This window comes from Pseudomonas helleri (genome assembly GCF_001043025.1).
Lineage (GTDB): Bacteria > Pseudomonadota > Gammaproteobacteria > Pseudomonadales > Pseudomonadaceae > Aquipseudomonas > Aquipseudomonas helleri.
Genome location: NZ_JYLD01000002.1, coordinates 163,962 through 183,890, shown reverse-complemented (window position 1 = coordinate 183,890; position 19,929 = coordinate 163,962). Strand labels below are relative to the sequence as shown.

Annotated in this window: 14 protein-coding genes and 2 pseudogenes; 6 read left to right on the top strand and 10 right to left on the bottom strand. The window is 57.1% G+C overall.

The features are described 5' to 3' along the window. Positions 1-155: 155 nt before the first annotated feature. From TU84_RS03505 to TU84_RS03475, 7 genes are all read right to left on the bottom strand, one after another. On the bottom strand, positions 156-1,475 hold the full coding sequence (locus tag TU84_RS03505; protein ID WP_048367169.1) for an OprD family porin: 1,320 nt from the start codon (positions 1,473-1,475) through the stop codon (positions 156-158). Between the two features lie 191 nt (positions 1,476-1,666). Continuing rightward, entirely contained in the window at positions 1,667-1,891 is a 225-nt protein-coding gene (locus TU84_RS03500; protein WP_048367167.1) for a hypothetical protein, read from the bottom strand. 164 nt (positions 1,892-2,055) lie between these two features. Then, the gene (locus TU84_RS03495; RefSeq protein WP_157403784.1) at positions 2,056-4,734 is read right to left on the bottom strand and encodes a PI-PLC domain-containing protein; all 2,679 of its coding nucleotides are present in this window, start codon (positions 4,732-4,734) and stop codon (positions 2,056-2,058) included. Between the two features lie 314 nt (positions 4,735-5,048). Further along, complete coding sequence (locus TU84_RS03490) at positions 5,049-6,437, bottom strand: heavy metal sensor histidine kinase (RefSeq protein WP_048367164.1); 1,389 nt, start codon at positions 6,435-6,437, stop codon at positions 5,049-5,051. Beyond that, positions 6,412-7,086: a heavy metal response regulator transcription factor gene (locus TU84_RS03485; protein WP_048367163.1), complete on the bottom strand. Its 675-nt coding sequence runs from the start codon at positions 7,084-7,086 to the stop codon at positions 6,412-6,414. Before TU84_RS03485 ends, TU84_RS03490 begins: the two co-directional genes overlap by 26 nt. Before the next feature lie 8 nt (positions 7,087-7,094). Continuing rightward, entirely contained in the window at positions 7,095-10,190 is a 3,096-nt protein-coding gene (locus TU84_RS03480) for a multidrug efflux RND transporter permease subunit (RefSeq protein WP_048367162.1), read from the bottom strand. After that, the gene (locus tag TU84_RS03475) at positions 10,187-11,350 is read right to left on the bottom strand and encodes an efflux RND transporter periplasmic adaptor subunit (protein ID WP_048367160.1); all 1,164 of its coding nucleotides are present in this window, start codon (positions 11,348-11,350) and stop codon (positions 10,187-10,189) included. The genes TU84_RS03480 and TU84_RS03475 overlap by 4 nt, the downstream gene beginning before the upstream one ends. Before the next feature lie 184 nt (positions 11,351-11,534). On the opposite strand from TU84_RS03475, the gene TU84_RS03470 reads away from it, so the two are divergent. The 4 genes and pseudogenes from TU84_RS03470 to TU84_RS26715 form a co-directional block, all read left to right on the top strand. Beyond that, entirely contained in the window at positions 11,535-11,876 is a 342-nt protein-coding gene (locus TU84_RS03470) for a hypothetical protein (RefSeq protein WP_174479312.1), read from the top strand. A gap of 81 nt (positions 11,877-11,957) precedes the next feature. After that, complete coding sequence (locus TU84_RS03465) at positions 11,958-12,209, top strand: hypothetical protein (protein ID WP_048367159.1); 252 nt, start codon at positions 11,958-11,960, stop codon at positions 12,207-12,209. 151 nt (positions 12,210-12,360) lie between these two features. After that, positions 12,361-12,642, top strand: a pseudogene (locus tag TU84_RS26720) (PAS domain-containing protein); the annotation flags it as partial. Between the two features lie 309 nt (positions 12,643-12,951). Beyond that, positions 12,952-13,947: pseudogene (locus TU84_RS26715) on the top strand (methyl-accepting chemotaxis protein); the annotation flags it as partial. A gap of 3 nt (positions 13,948-13,950) precedes the next feature. Here the strand turns inward: TU84_RS26715 and TU84_RS03455 are convergent. The 3 genes from TU84_RS03455 to norR form a co-directional block, all read right to left on the bottom strand. Continuing rightward, positions 13,951-14,424, bottom strand: coding sequence for a GNAT family N-acetyltransferase (locus tag TU84_RS03455; protein WP_048367157.1), 474 nt, complete (start codon positions 14,422-14,424; stop codon positions 13,951-13,953). A gap of 5 nt (positions 14,425-14,429) precedes the next feature. Beyond that, positions 14,430-15,329, bottom strand: coding sequence for a chemotaxis protein (locus TU84_RS03450; RefSeq protein WP_048367155.1), 900 nt, complete (start codon positions 15,327-15,329; stop codon positions 14,430-14,432). Between the two features lie 414 nt (positions 15,330-15,743). Beyond that, the gene (gene norR / locus TU84_RS03445) at positions 15,744-17,288 is read right to left on the bottom strand and encodes a nitric oxide reductase transcriptional regulator NorR (RefSeq protein ID WP_048367153.1); all 1,545 of its coding nucleotides are present in this window, start codon (positions 17,286-17,288) and stop codon (positions 15,744-15,746) included. Between the two features lie 155 nt (positions 17,289-17,443). Between norR and hmpA the strand changes: the two genes are divergently transcribed. Both hmpA and TU84_RS03435 read left to right on the top strand, forming a co-directional pair. Beyond that, entirely contained in the window at positions 17,444-18,616 is a 1,173-nt protein-coding gene (gene hmpA / locus TU84_RS03440) for an NO-inducible flavohemoprotein (RefSeq protein ID WP_048367152.1), read from the top strand. A gap of 254 nt (positions 18,617-18,870) precedes the next feature. After that, positions 18,871-19,380 carry a disulfide bond formation protein B gene (locus TU84_RS03435; protein WP_048367150.1) on the top strand — a complete coding sequence of 170 codons (510 nt, stop codon included), beginning with the start codon at positions 18,871-18,873 and terminating at the stop codon, positions 19,378-19,380. Positions 19,381-19,929 lie beyond the last annotated feature (549 nt).

The window sequence follows — 19,929 nt, the reverse complement described above, 5'->3', positions numbered from 1 at the left end:
AATGTCGTTGCCCCGATCAGTGTGCGGCGGGTAATGACAGGAGTGCGCGCGGAATACTTAATGGCTTTACCCTCAAGGCTATAAATCGTGCCTGCTCCTAAGGTACAGCCCTTGAGGTTTAAGGCCAGCTAAAAAGCTGGCCTTAAGGTCACGATTTAGAAGATGTTCAGAGGATAGTCAACAATCACGCGGTATTCATCGACATTGTGATCGACTGTTTCATAGGCCGCGTTGCCACGGTTGGTTGCCCAGCGTAGGGTAAAGCCCAAGTCTTTGGCCTTGCCTTCCTGAACCACGTATTTGGCGCTCAGGTCACGCTCCCAGTGGAAGGCGTCTTTGCCATTGGGGTTGTACCAGTTGCTGTAACCGATGCTGTTCGGATCAGCCTTGGTCAGGTCCACTTCACCACGTGAGTACGAGGCGCTGGTGGTCAGGCCAGGGATACCGAGGCCAGCAAAGTCATACTCGTATTGCAGTTTCCACGAGCGTTCGTTCGGGCCGTTGAAGTCCGAATACTGCTGCGAGTTATCCAGGTAAATACTGTCGCCCTGGTTGATGTAGTCAAACGGCGTGTTGCCGTTGACGCGTTGGTACACCGCGGTGACTTTGTGCCCGTCCATCCCCACTGCAAAGTGCAGGCTGAAGGTGTTGTTGTTGATAGCACCCAGCAGCGCGTTGCCTGTGTCCTGCGTGTGGTAGTAGTGGAAGCCAGGGTTCAGGGTGATGCCGTTGCTCAGCGAATGGGTGTAGTCCAGGTCGTAGTAGTACTGGTTCCAGACGTTTTGCAACTGCGAGGCATACAGGTTACTGGTAACTCCCGGGATGCCGCTGAACGCTACGCCAGCCCAAGTCAGGTGCTTGGTGGTCTGGTCATTCAGATTGCCGTAGGTGGTGGTCAGGCGGCGCATGCCGCTCTGGTTGTAGGGCTTGTCGTATGTGACTTGACCGCCTTCCAGCATCCAGCCCGCAAAGCTGTGGTTGGTCAGGCTGATGCCCTGGAACGTCTGCGGCAACATGCGGGTTTCACCGCCTGCGATCACCGGGTTGGTGATGAACAGGTCACCGGCTTTCAGTTCGGTATCAAACGCACGAATTTTCAGCGCTGCACCGCCCGACGAGAAGTCGGTGGGCGCATTACCGTTGCCGCCACCAATCGGCAGGATACTGCTGCCGCTGGTACCACCACCGCCATCGAGCTTGAGGCCGAGCATGGCGTACGCATCCAGACCAAAACCGACCACGCCAGGGGTATAACCTGAAGCAAACTTGGCAATAAAGCCTTGGCCCCACTCCTTGCCGTCATGGGTGTCCGGGCTGTGGATGTCGTGGTTCATGTAGTAGTTGCGTAGATGCAAGTCGAGGGTCGAGCCGTCGATGAACCCCTCTTTTGAGGTGTCGTCATCTGCCTGTGCAATCAGAGGGATCGTTGCAGTCAGTGCGATGAATAGAGGACTGAGCTTTAGCGCTTGTTTCATCAGTCGGTTGCTCCTTTAAAGTGACGGCAGTTTTTATTTTCTTTGAAAATTCAGTTCTTATTTGTAGGCGCTTCACGGTCTATGCGCCTTTTTTTAAAACAAAAAAAAGCCGCTATCATAGCGGCTTTTGAAACAATCAGTCACATACGTGTCATCAGACTGACTGGGTCGGGAAATATTTGCACGTGAAATCAGCTGTCTTTTGGTTCATCTGCCGGGCTGACTTTGACCTGTGTTTGCTGGGATTTGACATCATTTTGATGGCTGGCTGCGAGCTCGGTTTGACGCTGTTCAAAGGCCGCTGCGCGGGCCTCGTTTTTGGCGATGAACGCAGGGGATTCTTCTGCCATGGCCAGAGGCGACAACATCATAGAAGACAAAACGAAAACGCTAGCCATACCCATACTGGTGGACATTTCAGGACCTTCTTGCAGAGCAAGTGTTGTGTGATGGGCTAAATCTATAGTGCCGACGGGGATTGAAACAGCGTCATTCCGTACAAGGACTGTTGCGATTTAAGTAACAAACCGGCGTGAATTGACAGCCGGGCAACACCCGGCTGCCTCAAGACTTCATGGTGTTAAGTGGTCGGCATAAAGAATTGTTTGGTGGTGGATTCGCCCGCCACACCATAGCTGTTTGTGCCATATAGCTCGATGATGTACTCCTTGCGAGGCACGAGATTCGGGACCGAAGCTTTGGTGGCTGTGCCGCTCACTCGTACATGTTGCTTGGTGGTTGCGCCCGGCTCCCCAATGATTAAATTTATGATCTCTGAGGTATGTATGAACTCCCAGGTAAACGTTGCAATACCGAGTTGCGCGTAGATAAACCCAATTGACTCTTTGGTCGGGCTATAAGAAAGCGTGTCCTTGTTGGAGGTGTCTCCGTAGTACGCGGCTGTTCTGGATCGGTTGCCACTGGTATCAACAGCATAAACATGTACTTGATAGTTGATATCTTTAGCCAGTGAGACAGTTAATTGAAAAGCGCCCAGGACGGGAGGATCCAGTACCTTGTAGAGTTGGTTGTTAATGGTGACTTCGTAGTGTGATATTCCACGATTGTCCGAAGAGGCGTTCCAAAAAACGTTGAGTACACCTTCCCGGTAGCGATAGCGGCCCAACAGGTTAGAAGGCACGGTTGGGTATTCCTGATCCCAGGCAGGATCGCCATGCAGATAGGTATAGTTGGAATTGTAGGCTCTTTCTCCCACGGTTCCGTAGGCATTTATGCCCCACACGAACACATGGTAATTTTTGAGAGGGATTAAGTTGTTAAACGTATAGGTGAGATCGCTACCTGAGTAAAACTCTTCTCGAAGCGGTTGTCCGATAATCTTGCCGTCTACACCACTTTCACCCCCTTGAACATCCTGGGTGTCGTAAAGATGGATTTTGTATTTGACGATGTTGTGACCACCCTTCCAGGTAGTAACGCCTGTAGTGAGTTCCTGGCGAAGCACTGTTTGCCCATTGATAGGTGTTGCTGCGTGGCTGCTGGTTTCTTTTGTACTGCCGGTATAGGTGATTGAAGTGGACTGGTTGCCATCTTGGTTTACGGCGAACAGCGTCAGGGTAAAGTCCAGCGAAAGGCTTACGGATATAGCGTTACCGCTATAGAAAGATTCGTAGGTTTTTTCGGTGTCCGTCTTAATGGTCAGTGTGTGGGTGCGGTTCAGACCGCCACCGTCAAAATTAATCGTTAATTGCTGGGTGACCGAATTGTATGAGGTGCTTAGATTGGACGGCGGAGAAGGAGGCGTCACACTGGGGCGATAGGCGTCAATGCGTTTGATGGCGTAATCGCTAGTCCGACCGAAACTGTTTACAGCATGCGCGGTTATCAGGTAGGCGTCATAGCTGGGGAGGTTGGTAAACATAACGCCTAATGCCCAGCGAGAGGCAATATTCCATAGAATAGGCTCACCTACGGGCTTGCCGTCTACGATGTCCTTCTCTGCATAAATCTCAAAAATATAGTGGTCGGCGTTATAGATGGAATGCTTGATAAGCATTGAGCACGCATACTTGCCGTCACGCTTGGAATAAACAATGTCAGGGGGTAAAGGTTTATCACTCCCTGTTGGTGGATCAATCCCTTTAAGGGCTTTGACCAACGGTGTTGAACAGTTACCGGCCACGTCGACGGCATACAGTTTTAATTCGTACTCTTGTCCTTCACGAACCTCGAACTCCAGCTGTTGACGCGGAGTGTTTTGACTGTTTACTTTGATTTTCTCACCACCATTGATTGAATAGAGGTAGTGGTCGACACCAAAGTTGTCAATGGAGGCATTGAAAGTTATGAAATAGGTGCTCCACCCTCTATGCCAGAGTTCATCATGTACGGTGGGCTGAGACGGGGGGTCTTTATCGATCAGTTGACCAGCTTTATACAGACTGGCTCTAATGCAGTAAGGGACGATGGAAGAGTTTTCAATAAAATCCACATTAATAATATTGCTGTTAATTAATGCTTGGGCATCAGGTTCAAATTTTTTGTCGATGTAGTCGGAGATATCCATGGCGCCATAGAGTATTTTGTACCTGACGACTTGCAGTGACCAAAGTTTGGATTGGTTGGTCTCCCGAGTTTTCTGATCAATGAAGATATCAAGTTCTTGTTCTGAGGGAATGTCATGGCCTATCCATTCGTGCGTAATGTCATTCCAGACGTCGGAGTTTGATCCGAATTTATCCGATGCGATGATAATGTTGTGGCCTGCGTACTGGCTGCGAATATCCCCAATCGTTAAGTCGGAGGCTGCCCTGGGCACTATTTTTGTTGAGCTGCCAGTGCCTGAAAACCCTTGAGTCAGTTGTGTAAGCAAACGCTCATAGTCGCTGGGTCGAAAATTTTTAAATTCTTGGAACTGTAAAATAATGAGTTCGTGTTTTTTTGATTTGTAGTCGTTTTTGAAAAATGCATTGCAGTCCTTAATGAGCCCCAGTACAGATCGGTTAGATGAGAAGGGGCCGTGAAAAAAATCAAAGCCAGATAACGTGCCGTTATAGACCCTTGCATTGACACGCAAATCGAACACGCGCGCACCCTGCACGATCTGGAAAGGAAAGGTATCATTTTGACAAGCTATCCAGCCCTCTACAGGACCTCCTATCCCTTTTTTATCCATCCCGGCATTATGTGTTGAGGGGAGGGTGAGTTGGTGCGGTTTTAATTTATCAAGTTTGATGCCGAGATCAGTCATCCAAGTGGATAAATTATAATCAGGTATTTCATTTAATGTTTTTTTCATGATGATAATAGCTCTTAATGCGTGGGGCGAATTAAAAGCCTATCGGCAGGAATAGGTTTTTTCTACTGGTACTTCTGTTAGGTATTGAAGCTTTTTTCCGATCTGGTAATGTTTGTAGTTTGGTTTTCGTGATGTTAGTAGGTGTGCTTTGAATGTAAATTCATACGGCGGCACCCGCGCTAAAAGCATGGGAAACGTTAAGTGAATATCTAAGTCATTGTTTTACTGCTGATAAATAAGAGCCGCTGGAAAACTTCCTTATTTGACTGTGCCGAAACGTTCAGTCATCCGGACAACGCATATTTTAAGTTTCATCATGTTGGCAAATGCAGCCCAAAGGTATTGCGCCCTTCGCCAGTGCGCACAAACACTTCGCCGCCATGCATCTGCGCAATGGCTTTGACGATGGCCAGGCCCAGGCCGTGGTTGGCAACGCTGTTGTGGCGTGAAGCATCCACGCGATAGAAGCGCTCGAACAGGCGCGGCAAATGCTCGGCGGCAATGGGGTCGCCCGGGTTGCTGATGCTGATGCTTGCCTGATGCGCAGTTTGCTCGATCTGTACATCAATCTGCAGTCCTGGTGCGGTGTGTTGCACGGCGTTGCTCAGCAAGTTGATCAGCGCCCGGCGCAGATGGGCTTTTTCGATGTTGACCTGGGCATCGCCGCTGACCCGCACTGCAACGTGGGCGTCTTCGAGAATGAACTCCAGATAGTCCAGCGTGGTGGCCACTTCATCTGCCAGCGAGGCGCGGGTCAGTTTGCTGGCTTTGCTGCCTTGGTCGGCACTGGCCAAAAACAACATGTCATTGATGATGCTGCGCAGACGCTCCAGTTCTTCGAGGTTGGATTGCAACACTTCAAAGTAATGCTCCGCCGACCGCCCGCGGGTCAGCGCCACCTGGGTCTGGCCAATCAGGTTGGTCAGCGGTGAACGCAGTTCATGCGCCACGTCGGCATTGAACGACTCAAGGCGGGTATACGCCTGTTCAACCCGGTCCAGGGTTGAGTTGAAGCCATTGACCAAGTGATCCAGCTCAGGTGGAAGCGGCGACAGGTGCAAGCGCCCGGACAAACGCGGCGGCTCAAGTTTTTGGGCTTTTTCTGACAGGGTGATCAGCGGTTTCAGCCCGATGCGCGCCACCCAATAACCCAAGGCAGACGCCAGCAAAACGCCTATGATCGCCAGGCTGATCAGTGCCATCAGCAGGTGGTGCTGGGTTTGGCGAAAGGTCTCGGTATCGATGCCGATCAGAAACCGCAGCGCCGGGCGTTGTTCCTTGGCCGGGATCTGGCTGATCAACACCTTGAACGGGTACGCCTCGCCGGGCAATTGCAGGTCGCGCACGCCCGTCGGGCCTTGGGCGAACGCGCGTATTTGCGCGTCAGGCGAGCCATATTCGTAGTGGGGGTCATTGCTGATGGCCCAAAAGCGGATGCGTTTGTCTTCTTCACTAAGCAAAGTGAATTTGGAGGTGATCTTGGCCCAGTGATCGGGGTTGCCGAAGCGATTGATCGACGATTCCAACACGCTGAACCGTGCGTCCAGTTCGGCTTCGGGCAGCATGCTGATGCCCTTGTCGACTTGCTGATACAGCGCCCCGCCGATCAACACAAACACCAGCAAGGCCACGAGCGTGAACAATACGCTCAGGCGCATCGCGATGGAGTTCAGGCGGTTAAACACCGCGACGCTCCAGTACATAGCCCATGCCGCGAATGGTGTGCAGCAACTTGTGCTCGAAAGGCCCGTCCAGCTTGGCCCGCAGGCGCTTGATTGCGACTTCTACGACGTTCGCGTCGCTGTCGAAGTTGATGTCCCAGACCATCTCGGCAATCGCCGTTTTAGAGAGGATTTCACCCTGGCGCCGGGCCAGCACGCTGAGCAGCGCAAATTCTTTGGCCGTCAGGTCCAGTCGACTTCCGGCGCGGCTTGCCTTGCGGCTGATCAGGTCGATCCACAAGTCATCGACCGTCACCTGCACCGGTTCATGGCCGCCGCTACGTCGGGTCAAGGCTTGCAGCCGGGCGACCAGTTCCAGAAACGAAAACGGTTTGCCCAGATAATCATCAGCGCCTTCGCGCAGGCCGCGCACCCGGTCTTCAACCCGCTCGCGCGCGGTCAGCATGATCACCGGTGTTTGCTTGCGCGCACGTAAGGCGCGCAACACGCCAAAGCCGTCGAGTTCCGGGAGCATCACGTCGAGCACAATCACCGCGTAATCGCTTTCCAGCGCCAGGTGCAAACCCTCGACGCCATCGCGTGCGACATCCACCGTGTAGCCTTGCTCTGTCAGCCCGCGATGCAGGTAGTCAGCGGTTTTTTCTTCGTCTTCAATAATTAGAACGCGCATAACCTGCCTCAGTGATCCGTCGCCAGTGAGCGGGCGGGTTGGGATCGATGGAACATCCGTTCGAGCCACAAGTATATGACGGGCGTAGTAAACAACGTCAGCGCCTGACTCACCAGCAGGCCGCCGACCACGGCAATCCCCAGCGGCTGGCGCAATTCAGCACCGGTGCCGTAGCCGAGCATCAGCGGCAAGGCCCCCAGCAGGGCGGCGAGGGTGGTCATGATGATTGGCCGGAAACGCGTCAGGCAGGCTTCGTAGATTGCCTCTTCAGGGCTCAGCCCGCGGGTGCGCTGGGCATCAAGGGCAAAGTCGATCATCAGAATACCGTTTTTCTTGACGATCCCGATCAGCAGCACCAGCCCGATCAACGCCATGATCGAAAAGTCCTGGCCACATATCCACAGCATCAACAGCGCGCCCAGCCCTGCCGAGGGCAGCGTCGAGATGATCGTCAGCGGGTGCACGAAGCTTTCGTACAGCACCCCCAGAATGATGTACACCGCCACCAGCGCCGCGAGAATCAGCCACGGCTGGCTGGCCAGCGAGCTTTGGAAGGCTTGCGCGGCACCCTGGAAATTGCCGCTGATGGTGCTTGGCATGCCAATCTCGTTTTTCGCCTGATTGAGCATCAGCACCGCGTCACCCAAGGCCACGCCGGGGGCGAGGTTAAAGGACAGGTTAGCGGCCGGGAACATGCCGTCATGGCTGATCGACAGCGGGCCGCTGGTGGGTGCATCGACCCTGGCCACCGCCGAAAGCGGGACCATTTCGCCGGTCAAGGGCGAGCGCAGGTAGAAGTAGTTGAGGCTTTCGGCCTTGCCACGCTGCTTGCTGTCGACCTCCAGGATCACGTTGTACTGATTGGTTTCAGTCTGGAACTCATTGATCTGGCGCTGACCAAACGCGTCGTAGAGGGCTTCGTCGACATCGGTGGCGGTGAGGCCGAAGCGTGCGGCGGCTTTGCGGTCGATGCTGATGTGGGTGATGCTGCCGCCCAGTTGCAGATCATTGGACAGGTCGCGAAAAGCCGGGAGGGTGCGCAGTTTTTCGGTCAGGCGCTGAGTCCAGGTATTGAGCGTCGGCCCGTCGTTGCTTTTGAGCACGTACTGGTACTGGCTGCGGCTAGGCCCGGAGCTGAGGTTGATGTCTTGCCCGGCGCGCAGGTACAACACGATGCCCGGCACCTTGGCCAGTTGCGGGCGGATACGGTCGATAAATTCGCTAGCCGACACATCGCGCTCGCCGCGGTCTTTGAGGGCAATCCAGAAGCGCCCGTTGGCGATGGTCTGGTTGCTGCCGGTCACGCCCACTGAGTGCGAAAACGCCTGCACCGCTGGGTCGGCGCCGACGATCCTGGCCAGCGCCAAATGCTTCTGGGTCATGTCCGAAAACGAGATATCCGAGGCGGCTTCGCTGGTGCCCAGCACAAAGCCGGTGTCTTGCACCGGGAAGAAGCCCTTGGGGATCAGCACATAGCCGGCAATGGCCATCGCCAACGTCACGCCAAACACGCCCAGCATCAGCCGCTGGTGGGCCAGTGCGCGTTTCAGGCCGGCGTCATACAGGGCCAGCAACCGCTCGCCAAAGCCGGGTTTGGCGTCGGCGTGGTGCACCGGCGCGCGCATAAACAGCGCGGCAAGGGTGGGGGCGAGGGTCAGTGACACCAGCACGGAAATAACGATAGTTGAGGTGGCGGTCAGGGCGAACTCTTTAAACAGTCGCCCGACTACACCGCCCATAAACAGCAACGGAATAAACGCCGCCACCAGAGAGAAGCTGATCGATACCACGGTGAAACCAATCTCGCTGGAGCCCTTGATCGCCGCATCGCGCATGCTTTCGCCTGGTTCGAGATGGCGGTGGATGTTCTCCACCACCACAATCGCATCGTCGACCACAAAGCCTACGGCCACCACAATCGCCACCAGCGTCAGGTTATTCAGGCTGAACCCGAGCACGTACATCAAGGCAAAGCTGGCAATCAGCGACACCCCCAGCACGGCAGACACAATCAACGTGGCAGACCATTGGCGCAGGAACAGCGCCATGACGGCGACCACCAGCAGCACCGCGATCAGCAGGGTGATTTCCACTTCATGCAACGAGGCGCGGATGGTCTGGGTGCGGTCGCTCAGCACCGTGACCTCGACCGAGGCCGGGAGCATGGCTTGCAGGCCGGGCAGGGCGGCCTGGATGCGGTCGACGGTTTCCACAATATTGGCCCCCGGCTGGCGTGAAATCACCAGGTTGACCCCCGGCCGGTGGCCCGACCAGGCTTGCACATAGTCATTCTCGGAGCCGTTGATGACACGCGCCACGTCGCGCAACTGCACGGGGGCACCGTCTTTGTATGACACGATCAACTGGCCGTACTCGTCGGCATCGAACAGTTGGTCGTTAGTCGCCAGGGTCGAGATGCTCGATGGGCCGTACAGCGCGCCCTTGGCCAGATTGAGGCTAGTTTGCTGCAACGCCAGACGGATATCGGCGAGGGTCAGGCCGATGGCGGCCAATTTGTCAGCGCTGGCCTGGACCCGGATCGCCGGGCGTTGTTGGCCGGTGATATTGATCTGCCCCACGCCGTCGATCTGGCTGATTTGCCGGGCGAGCAGGGTTTCGACGTAATCGCTGAGTTCAGTGCCGGGCATTTGCAACGAACTGATACTGAGGATCAGCACCGGGCTGTCCGCCGGGTTGACCTTGCGCCAGGTGGGCAGCGTGGGCATGTCTTTGGGCAACTTCCCGGACGCGGTGTTGATCGCCGCCTGGACTTCCTGGGCGGCGGTATCGATGCTTTTATCGAGGGTAAATTGCAGGGTCAGGGTGGTTGACCCCAGTGCACTGCTGGAGGTCATTTGGGTGACGCCGGGGATGGCGCTGAACTGCACCTCCAAGGGCGTTGCGACCGATGAGGCCATGGTGTCCGGGCTGGCACCGGGCAGTTGCGCCGACACTTGTATGGTCGGGAACTCCGCCTCGGGCAGCGGCGCAACGGGCAGGCGTGGAAAGGCAATCAGGCCCAACAGCACTAACGCAAAGGTCAGCAGCACCGTGGCAATCGGGTGATCGACGCACCAGGCCGAGAGTGAGCGGCTGCGGGTCATGGTTGCACCGGCTGGGCGTGTTCGGTGTTAGCCAGGGCGGGCTCGCTCAGGGTTTCGATTTTTGAGCCGGGTTTGAGCCGCGACTGGCCGTCGCTGACCAGCTTATCGCCCGGTTTGACGCCGCTGACGATGTTCAACTCCGTGTCCTGATAGAGGACCTGCACGGGCACGGTTTCGACGTGGTCGCCGTTGACCCGGTATACGAAGTAAGTGTCCAGCCCGCGTTGCACAACGGGCGGGGGGACGACCAGGGCATTTTGATCAAGCCCGGTTTGAATCTCGACATTCACCAGTTGCCCCGGCCAGAGCGCATGGGTGGGGTTATCGAACTGCGCCTTGACCTTGATGGTGCCGGTGGTGGCAGACACCTGATTGTCGATCAGGCTCAAGCGGCCTTCGCCCAACGGCGTGCCGCTGTGGTCCGCGTTGCCAATAAAGGCTTTGACCAGGGCCGGATCCTTGGCGTTGAGCAGTTCATGCAAGGTGGGCAATAACTGTTGGGGCAGGGAAAACTCGACGGCGATCGGATCAAGTTGGGTCACGGAAAATAACCCCTGGGTATCGCTCACCCGCAGGAAGTTGCCCGGATCCACGGCGCGGATCCCCACACGGCCAGTGACCGGCGAGTGAATTTGCGTGTACGACAGTTGCACCTGCGCCGCTTCAATTGCCGCCTGATTGCCTACTGCCGTGGCTTTGAGTTGATTGACCAGCGCCTGTTGCTGGTCGAGGGTTTGCTTGGACACGCCGTTGTCGACGCTCAACAACTGGTAGCGCTTGAGGTCGATCAGCGCGCCTTGCAACTGCGCCTGATTTTGCTGCAGTTGGGCTTTGGCCTGGTCCAGGCTGGCCTTGATTGAGCGGTCATCCAGGGTTGCGAGCAAATCACCGGCCTGGACCGTTTGCCCTTCTTTGACCAGCAACTGGGTGAGGATGCCGTCAATCTGTGGGCGAATGACCACACTGTGGAGCGACAGCACGGCGCCAATCCCGCTGACCGTGCGCGGCACGTCTTGCTGCACTACTTGAATGACCCGCACCGGCACGGCGGTAGCCGCGACAGCGGTGTGCGAGGCCGGGCGTTTGAGCAGCCAGAGGCCTACGCCGAGCAGAACAATCACCAGCGTGCCGAGGACTATTTGTTTAATTTGAATGCGCATGCCAGGCCGTGTGCGTGGAAAGGGGAGAGTCAGGGTTATAGCGGTTGAATCCGGTCAGCAGAGTGACTGCAAACTGACATTACGGACAGGAACATAAAAATAGTGTGATAAGCCTAAATAAAAATTCAACAGCGTCGATACTCCTTTAGAGGGTGCGCACTGCGCGCCTATTTAGAGGGGCGGAATGATGAAGAATCTGGCGCTAGGCTTTACTGCTTGCACAATTTTCCTGATTTCTAACGAGGGGTATGCTCAGCCAACCTCTAGCGGGGTGATCCACTTCGAGGGCTCTATCGTGGAGTCGACCTACGAGCTCTCCATGGCCAGCGCGGCTAGCGTGAGTAAATCCATAAAGTTGATTGAGGTCGAGCCCGGTGTTGTCATCGCCGTTAACATGGCTGCCCGTAGCGCCGATGGCACTGAGCCGCTCTTTTCCACGGCCTTTGAAGCGCTTAAAAACGAGCCACTAGCCAGTGATAACGTCTCGGCCAGCAAGCGCGGCGTGCTGACTATTTCCTACCGGTGACTGCTCGGCGGGTTGATCGGGCAGGTATACTGCGCGTCTTGCGCCAACTGGCCGATCACTCCCCCGTAATCCGGAGCTTTCATGACAACTCCTGCACAACCGGCTGCTCCTGATGCCGTGAGCGCCGAACCCACTGAAAACGAAGCAACTGTGGATACCGCGCAAAAGCCGGTGATCCCTGCGTTCACGTTTCCGTTCAAGCCTGCTGAATTTGCCAAGAACAAAGCCAATTCCAAAGGCCAGACCCATTACAAAAAAGGTGAAGGCCACGGCCACACCAAAACCCCTGGCGCAGCCCCTCCCGGTACCCGTCGCTCCATGGGCAAACGCTGATTGATGATACAAAAAGTGGCTTTGTGCCACTATTGGTCGGATAGGCCGTATTAATGCCTTTTGATATGCGCTAGATCAGTATTTGGTTAATTGGGGAGCATAAAGTCGACGCCCCGCCGACTCTTACTCCCTAATAACTGAGCGTGCTGTCATGAAAATCAATCTACCGATTACCGGCCGAGCTGTTGATTTCGCACCCGACGCCAACATCCTTTCTACCACTGACCTGAACAGTGCCATCACCTACGCCAACGATGACTTCATCAAGGTCAGCGGTTATTCGCTGAGCGAGTTGCTCGGCAACCCGCATAGCCTGCTGCGCCACCCCGATATGCCGTCTGCAGCCTTCAGTCACATGTGGCAGACCCTCAAGGCCGGGCGCTCATGGATGGGCATGGTGAAAAACCGCTGCAAAAATGGTGACCATTATTGGGTCAGCGCTTATGTCACGCCGGTGATGAAAAACGGCGAAATCGTTGAGTATCAATCGGTGCGTACCTGCCCAAGCCCCGAGTGTGTACAACTGGCTGAGGCCGATTACGCCGAATTGCGCTCGGGGCGCACGCCGCTATGGCAGCGTCTGCCGCGGGTCAGGCTGGCGGGCAAGCTGGCGCTGTTTGTCAGCGCCGTGTTTGCCGGGGCGACGACGTTGGGCACTGTTTTGCTGCCGTCTATCGACTGGCAGGCCGGCGTGGTCATTTGGTTGACCGGCAGCCTGTTGAGCTCGGTGGCGATTGCCTGGCTGCTGCGCCCACTTAACGCCTTGACCCGCCGCGCCCAAGACGTCGGCCATAACCCGCTAAGCCAGCACATCTATACCGGGCGGCGAGATGAGATGGGGCAGATCGCATTTGCCCTGCAGATGCTCGAAGCGCAGACCGGCGCAATGGTGGGACGTATCGGTGATGCGTCGCAACGCCTGGCCGGGCATGCCAGTGAGCTGGTCCAGCACCTCGAAAGCAGCCACTCCAGCACCCTTAGTCAGCAACATGAAACCGATCAGGTGGCCACGGCGATTCATGAAATGAGCGCCAGCGTGGCGCAAGTCGCGAACAATGCCCAGCAAGCCTCGCAAGCGGCTGACCGGGTCGAAAACGAAACCCGTGAAGGGCATGAGTTGGTGATGCAGAGCCGCAGTTCGGTGCAGCACCTGGCAGGCGAGCTGGTTCGGGCAACCGAGGTCATCCACCACCTGGAAGGCCACAGCAGCGACATCTCATCGGTGCTTGAGGTCATTCGCAGCATCGCTGAGCAAACCAATCTGCTGGCGCTGAATGCGGCGATTGAAGCCGCCCGGGCGGGCGATCAGGGGCGTGGTTTTGCCGTGGTGGCCGACGAAGTGCGCAGCCTGGCGCAGCGCACGCAGCACTCAACCAACGAAATCCAGCAGATGATCCTCACCTTGCAAGACGGCGCTCGGGCCGCCGTGCAGGTGATGCAGCAAAGCAGCCAGCATGCTGAAAACAGTGTCAGCCAGGCGCAGTTGGCCAGCAGTGCACTGGACGAGATCACTCAACAGGTGAAAAAAATCACCCAGATGAGCGTACAAATCGCCTTGGCGGTGGAAGAGCAAAGCGTGGTCAGCGAAGACATCAATCGCAACATCGCGGGTATTCGCAGTGCCGGGGATGTCACTGTGCTTGCCGGGCAGCACAGCCATCGCAGCTCCGGTGATGTGGCCGAGCTGGCTGTCAGCCTGCGTTCATTGGCGCAAGAATTCTGGCAGACCCGGCGTTAGCGCTTACAGCGCTTCGCGCCGGATGAGTTGCATGCCGAATTTGGCGTAAAGCTGGCGGGCGGGGTGATTGTGTTCCATCACCTTGAGGTCGACACAGGCTTCACCGCGCTGCTGGAACGCACTGAATACCTGATTGAGCAGTGCGCCGCCCAAGCCCCGCCCTTGCAGGCGCGGGTGTACCACCAGGTCCTTGAGGTAAGCGCTGGTCCAGGCCAGGGCCACGCCGACCACCTGGCCGTCGAGCAGGCTGACAAAACACAGCTGCGGGTCGTATTCAGCGTCATGCAGCAGGTCGTGCTGCCAGCGCTCCAGCGGTTGCAGATCACCCTGACCTGCGCTGTAGCCTTGTTCCAGCAGGGCGTGCACGTGGGGCAGCAGCGCCGAGGTGAGGGCGCTCAGCGCAATGCCCTGCGGCCACGGCACGGGTGTCAGAGGCTGGCGCAGGTCTTTGCGCAGCAGCAAACAGTGGTCACTCATTGAACTCAGACGCCTTGCTCGGCCACGGTACGGGCGGCAAGGATCAGACATTGCGTGAGTTCCGGCGAGGAGAATTTGGTCAGCACCGCATTGGCCCCGGCCAGACGGGCTTTTTCGCTGTTCATCGCACTGTCGAGCGAGGTGTGCAGCAGCACGTACAAATGCGCAAAATCTGGCGTCTCGCGCACGGTGCGGGTGAAGGCGTAGCCGTCCATCTCGGACATTTCGATGTCAGACACCAGCACATTGATTTGTTCAGGCGTGCCGTGCAGTTCCAGCAAGCGCTCAATGGCTTCTTTCGCGCTGCGGGCCGTGTGGCAATGCAGGCCGAGGTTGCGCAGGGTGATCACCGACTGTTGCAGCGCCACCTGGCTGTCATCAACCACCAGAATTCGCGCCTTGCCCAGCAATTGCGCGTCTTCACGGCTGAGGGCTTCAGTGTTCGGCTCAATCCGGGCGGGCGTGATGCCATGAATCACTTTCTCAATGTCCAGCACCTGCACCAGCGCGCCGTCCACTTGCGTGACGCCGGTGATGTACGAGCGCTTGCCTGAACCGTAGGGCGGCGGGCGGATATCGGTGCTCAGGCAATGCACGATTTTGCTCACTGCCTGCACGTGCAAGCCCTGCTTGGAACGACTGACATCGGTCACGATCAGGCAGCCGCCGTCGGGATCGAGCAACGGTTGCTCGCCAATGGCGCGGCTCAGGTCAATGACCGACAGCGAGGCCCCGCGCAGCACCGCAATGCCTTTCACATGGGGATGCGACTCGGGCATTTTGGTCAGCGGCGGGCACGGAATGATTTCGCTGACCTTCAACAGATTAATCGCCATCAGCTTGCCGCTGCGCAACGTGAACAGCAGCAAAGACATCGAGTCGGCGCGGGCGTGGGTGGATGACATATATACCTTCTGAGAAAAGAGCAGCAATACCGGGTTATCGACCCGAGCGGCGAATCCTGTAGGCGATCTCCACCTGTAGCCGCTGTCGAAGCATGAGGCTGCGATGGGTTGCGTAGCGACCCCAGGCGGCGGTCCTGCGGCCCGCATCGCAGCCTCGTCCCTCGTCAGCGGCTACAAGAGCCGGTGAACCTGTAGCCGTTGTCGAAGCACGAGGCTGCGATGGGTTGCGCAGCGACCCCAGGCGGCGGTCCTGCGGCCCGCATCGCAGCCTCGTCCCTCGTCAGCGACTACAAGAGCCGGTGAACCTGTAGCCGTTGTCGAAGCACGAGGCTGCGATGGGTTGCGCAGCGACCCCAGGCGGCGGTCCTGCGGCCCGCATCGCAGCCTCGTACCTGGGCAGCGGCTACAGGGGTTTTATTTCAACCCCAAACGCTTGGCCATTCGGCCCAGGTTCGCCCGGTCCAGGCACAGTTCGCGGGCGGCGCTGGCCCAGTTGTGCTGATGGCGCTCAAGACAGGCGCTGATCAACTGGCGCTGATAGTTCTCCGTGGCCTGGCGCAAGTCACCAATGACCGGCGGTAGCGGCTCTTGCTCTGCCACTGCAGGGCCGTCCTGCGGCGTCGGCAAGTCCAGGTCTGCGGCGGTCAGGGTCAAGATGCGCGGCCGGGTTTTGCAGTTGCCCAATGCCTTGAGGGTGCTGCGGCCGATCAAGTGTTCGAGTTCGCGCACATTGCCCGGCCATGAGTAATGCAGCAGCGCGGCCTGGGCATCCGGGCTCAGGCGCAAGCTGCCCAGGCCCATGCGCGAGCGGTTTTGCTCGAGAAAGAAGCCGCTCAGTAGCAACACATCGCGCCCGCGCTCGCGCAGGGCGGGCACGTTGAGCGGGTAGACGCTCAAACGGTGATAGAAGTCGGCGCGGTAGCGACCGCTGCGCACTTCTTCTGCCAGGTCGCGATTGGTCGCGGCAATCAGGCGCACATCGACGCGGTGTTCCTGATCTGAGCCCAAGCGCTGCAATTGCCCGCTTTGCAGCACGCGCAGCAGCTTGGCTTGCACCGTCAGTGACAGCTCGCCCACTTCGTCCAGAAACAACGTGCCGCCATTGGCCAGTTCAAACTTGCCACGACGGTCGCTGGTGGCGCCGGTAAAGGCGCCGCGCACATGGCCGAACAGTTCGCTTTCGACCAGGGTGTCGGGCAGGGCGGCGCAGTTCAGGCTGATCATCGGTTTGTCGGCGCGCGGCGAGGCGGCATGAATGGCTTGGGCGACCAGCTCTTTGCCGACCCCGGTTTCGCCGGTGATCAACACCGTCAGGTCGCTGTTGCCGACCAAGGCAATTTCTTCGAGCAGGTGTTTATGGGCGGCGCTTTGGCCAATCAGCTCTTTATTGGGCAAAGGATGAGCCTGACGATACAGCTCGGCTTTTTGCTGCTCAGCGGCCACCCTCAGGGCCAGGCGCTCGATACGCTGGGCCACATTGACCGTGGCGGCGGCCAGGCTGGCAAAGGCTTGCAGGGCATCCAGTTCAATGGGTTCGAAGCGTTTTGGGTCCAGCGCATCGAGGGTCAGCAGGCCCCAGGGGCGCTCGTCGACGAACAGCGGGCAGCCCATGCAGTCGTGAATTTCCAGGTGCTCGGCCAGCCCGTCGACCAGTCCGTCATATGGGTCGGGCAATTCGCAGTTGTTGGGAAAGCGCGTGGGGCCGGGGCTGCTGAGCAGGATTTCAAAGCGCGGGTGCTCGCTGATTTTAAAGCGCCGCCCCAGCGTATCCAGGCTCAGGCCGTCTACCGCCAGCGGCACCAGCCATTCGCCGTCAAGGCGCAGCAGGGCCGCGGCATCGCACGGCAGTACGGCGCGCATGGATTGCAGTAAGCGCCGGTAACGTTCGCTTTCGGGCAGGTCGCGGGACAAGTCCGCTACCAGCGGGAGCAGGGCAGTGAGAAGCAATTTTGCAGTCATTTTGACCTCGTGTAGTCGAAGTGACTATAGATCAAGGCGTGTCATAGTGACTACTTTGTTTTTAACCTATTGATTTTAAAGGGTTTAAAGGTTGGCACGAAAACTGATTGTTAAACGGTAATCCATTTTTCCCTACGTGTTCAGGAGTCAACTTTATGCTTACTGCTCAAGACCGTGCCATCGTTAAGTCCACTGTGCCGCTGCTCGAAAGTGGTGGTGAGGCGTTGATGACACACTTCTATAACATGATGCTCACCGAATACCCGCAAGTGCGTCCGCTGTTCAATCAGGCTAATCAGGCCAGCGGCGACCAGCCACGTGCTTTGGCCAATGGCGTCTTGATGTACGCCCGGCACATTGACCAACTGGATCAGTTGGGCGACTTGGTGGCGCGAATCATCAACAAACACGTTGCGCTGCAAATCCTCCCGGAGCACTACCCGATTGTCGGCAGTTGCCTGCTGCGGGCCATTGAAGAAGTGCTGGGCAGCGACATTGCGACCCCGCAGGTGCTGGCCGCCTGGGGCGCAGCTTACAACCAGTTGGCAGATATTTTGATTGGCGCAGAAGCGGCCATTTACGACGAAAAAGCCGCTGCACCGGGTGGCTGGCGCGGTGGCCGGGCATTCAAGCTGGCCGCCAAGCTAGAAGAAAGCGCAGAAGTCACCTCGTTTTACTTCCGCCCGGTGGATGAGCAGCCGATCCTTGAGTTTGAGCCCGGCCAGTACATCGGCATCAAGCTCAACATCGACGGCCAGGAAGTGCGTCGCAACTATTCGCTGTCAGCATTGGCCAAAGTGGGCCGCTACCGGATCAGCGTCAAGCGCGAGCCGGGCGGTGTGGTGTCGAACTACCTGCATGACCGCCTGCAAGTGGGTGACATCGTTGAGCTGTTTCCGCCTGCCGGTGAGTTCACCTTGGCTGCCAGCGAAAAACCGCTGGTGTTGATCAGTGGTGGGGTGGGTATCACGCCTACGTTGTCGATGCTGGAGGCGGCGCTGGCCACTAAACGGCCGATCCGCTTTATTCACTGTGCGCGAAATGCACAGGTGCATGCCTTCCGGGGCTGGATCGAAGAGCTGGCCGCGCAGCATCCGCAATTGCAGCGCTTCTATTGCTATGAGCAGGCAGACCCTTTGGCTGACCATGTGGGGCTGCTGACAAAAGAGGTGCTGGGCGAATGGCTGGGCGAGGAGCGCGATGTCGATGCGTATTTCCTGGGCCCAAAAGGCTTTATGAGCGCCGTTAAGCGTCATTTGAAGGCGCTGGGCGTACCTGAGCAACAAAGCCGTTATGAGTTCTTTGGGCCGGCTGCGGCGCTGGAGTAAGCGACGGGGTTGAATACATCGTTGCCGGCGATAAAGAGGGTTGCGGGGTCTTTGAGATAACGGCTTGCTCCGCAACCCTTCGCAGCCTTCGGCAGCGACTACGGGTTTGTGTACGACGACTTAATCATCTATTAATCCTTCTGCGACACCTTGCCTACACAGTTCTCCTACATTCAGGTCGATGTTCTGGGTGTAAACTGCGCGCCTTAGTGGCTGCGGCTTAACTCCAAAATAACCTGGCAAAGGGAAGCAGGATGACGGATGAAATGATACGACTGAGCCGCGAGAAGCGCTTTTTGGTCTTGCTCGGGGTTATCTGTCTGGCGCTGATTGGTGGCGCGTTATACATGCAAATCGTGCTCGGTGAGGCGCCTTGCCCTCTGTGCATCCTGCAACGCTACGCTTTGCTGTTGATCGCGATCTTTGCCTTTATCGGCGCGGCGATGCCGACACGGCGCAGCCTGACCATTTTTGAAGTGCTGGTGGTGCTCAGCGCCATAGGCGGGGTGATCGCGGCCGGGCGGCACGTGTTTATCCTGGCCAACCCTGCGGTGAGCTGCGGCATTGACGTGCTGCAACCGATCGTTGACGGCCTGCCGCTGGCGACGGTGTTCCCGCTGGGCTTTCAGGTTGAGGGCTTCTGCTCTACGCCATACCCGCCGGTGTTCGGCCTGTCGCTGGCGCAATGGGCGCTGGTGGCCTTTGTGCTGACCAGCGTGCTGGTGCCGTTGGGAATCTACCGGAACCGCAAAAAACACGGCTAAAACGCCACGTTTGGATTGATCCGCCCCGCACTTTTCCTGAGAATGCGGGGCGTTTTTTTGTCCGCGCAAAAATGTCAACAGGATGTGAATCGGCACACTAAAGTGATAGCTGACTTGTGCGACATATTGTCACGCTAAAAGTGTCGCAGAGAGCGATTCCTGTAGGACAGGTGAGCACGAATTACGTTCAGGGCGATTTATCTCCTGATCGTTTTTTTTGCGGATCAGATGATTGAAATTGCCCTTGGGCGTCTCCATGGGAATCGGCTGTAAGCCTCTTCACTTGGGCGTTTGGGGGGATTCACCAGCCCTGTGCGTGCGCCAAAAAGGGGCATATCAGCTGTGGGCTTTTGACGTGCTACATGCATTTTAAGGAGGCATATGCCTGTGTAATGGGCAACAATAGTGAGGGATTGTTACTGGAGTCGAGAAGAATTATTTCTGGATGAGACATGGTTTGTAGAGAGCTTCCTAACTACAATCGCCTCCACTGAACGTCCAGCCTGCTCACCTCCGAGCCCAAGCGGGTAGTCGGCGGTCGTCTGGGCA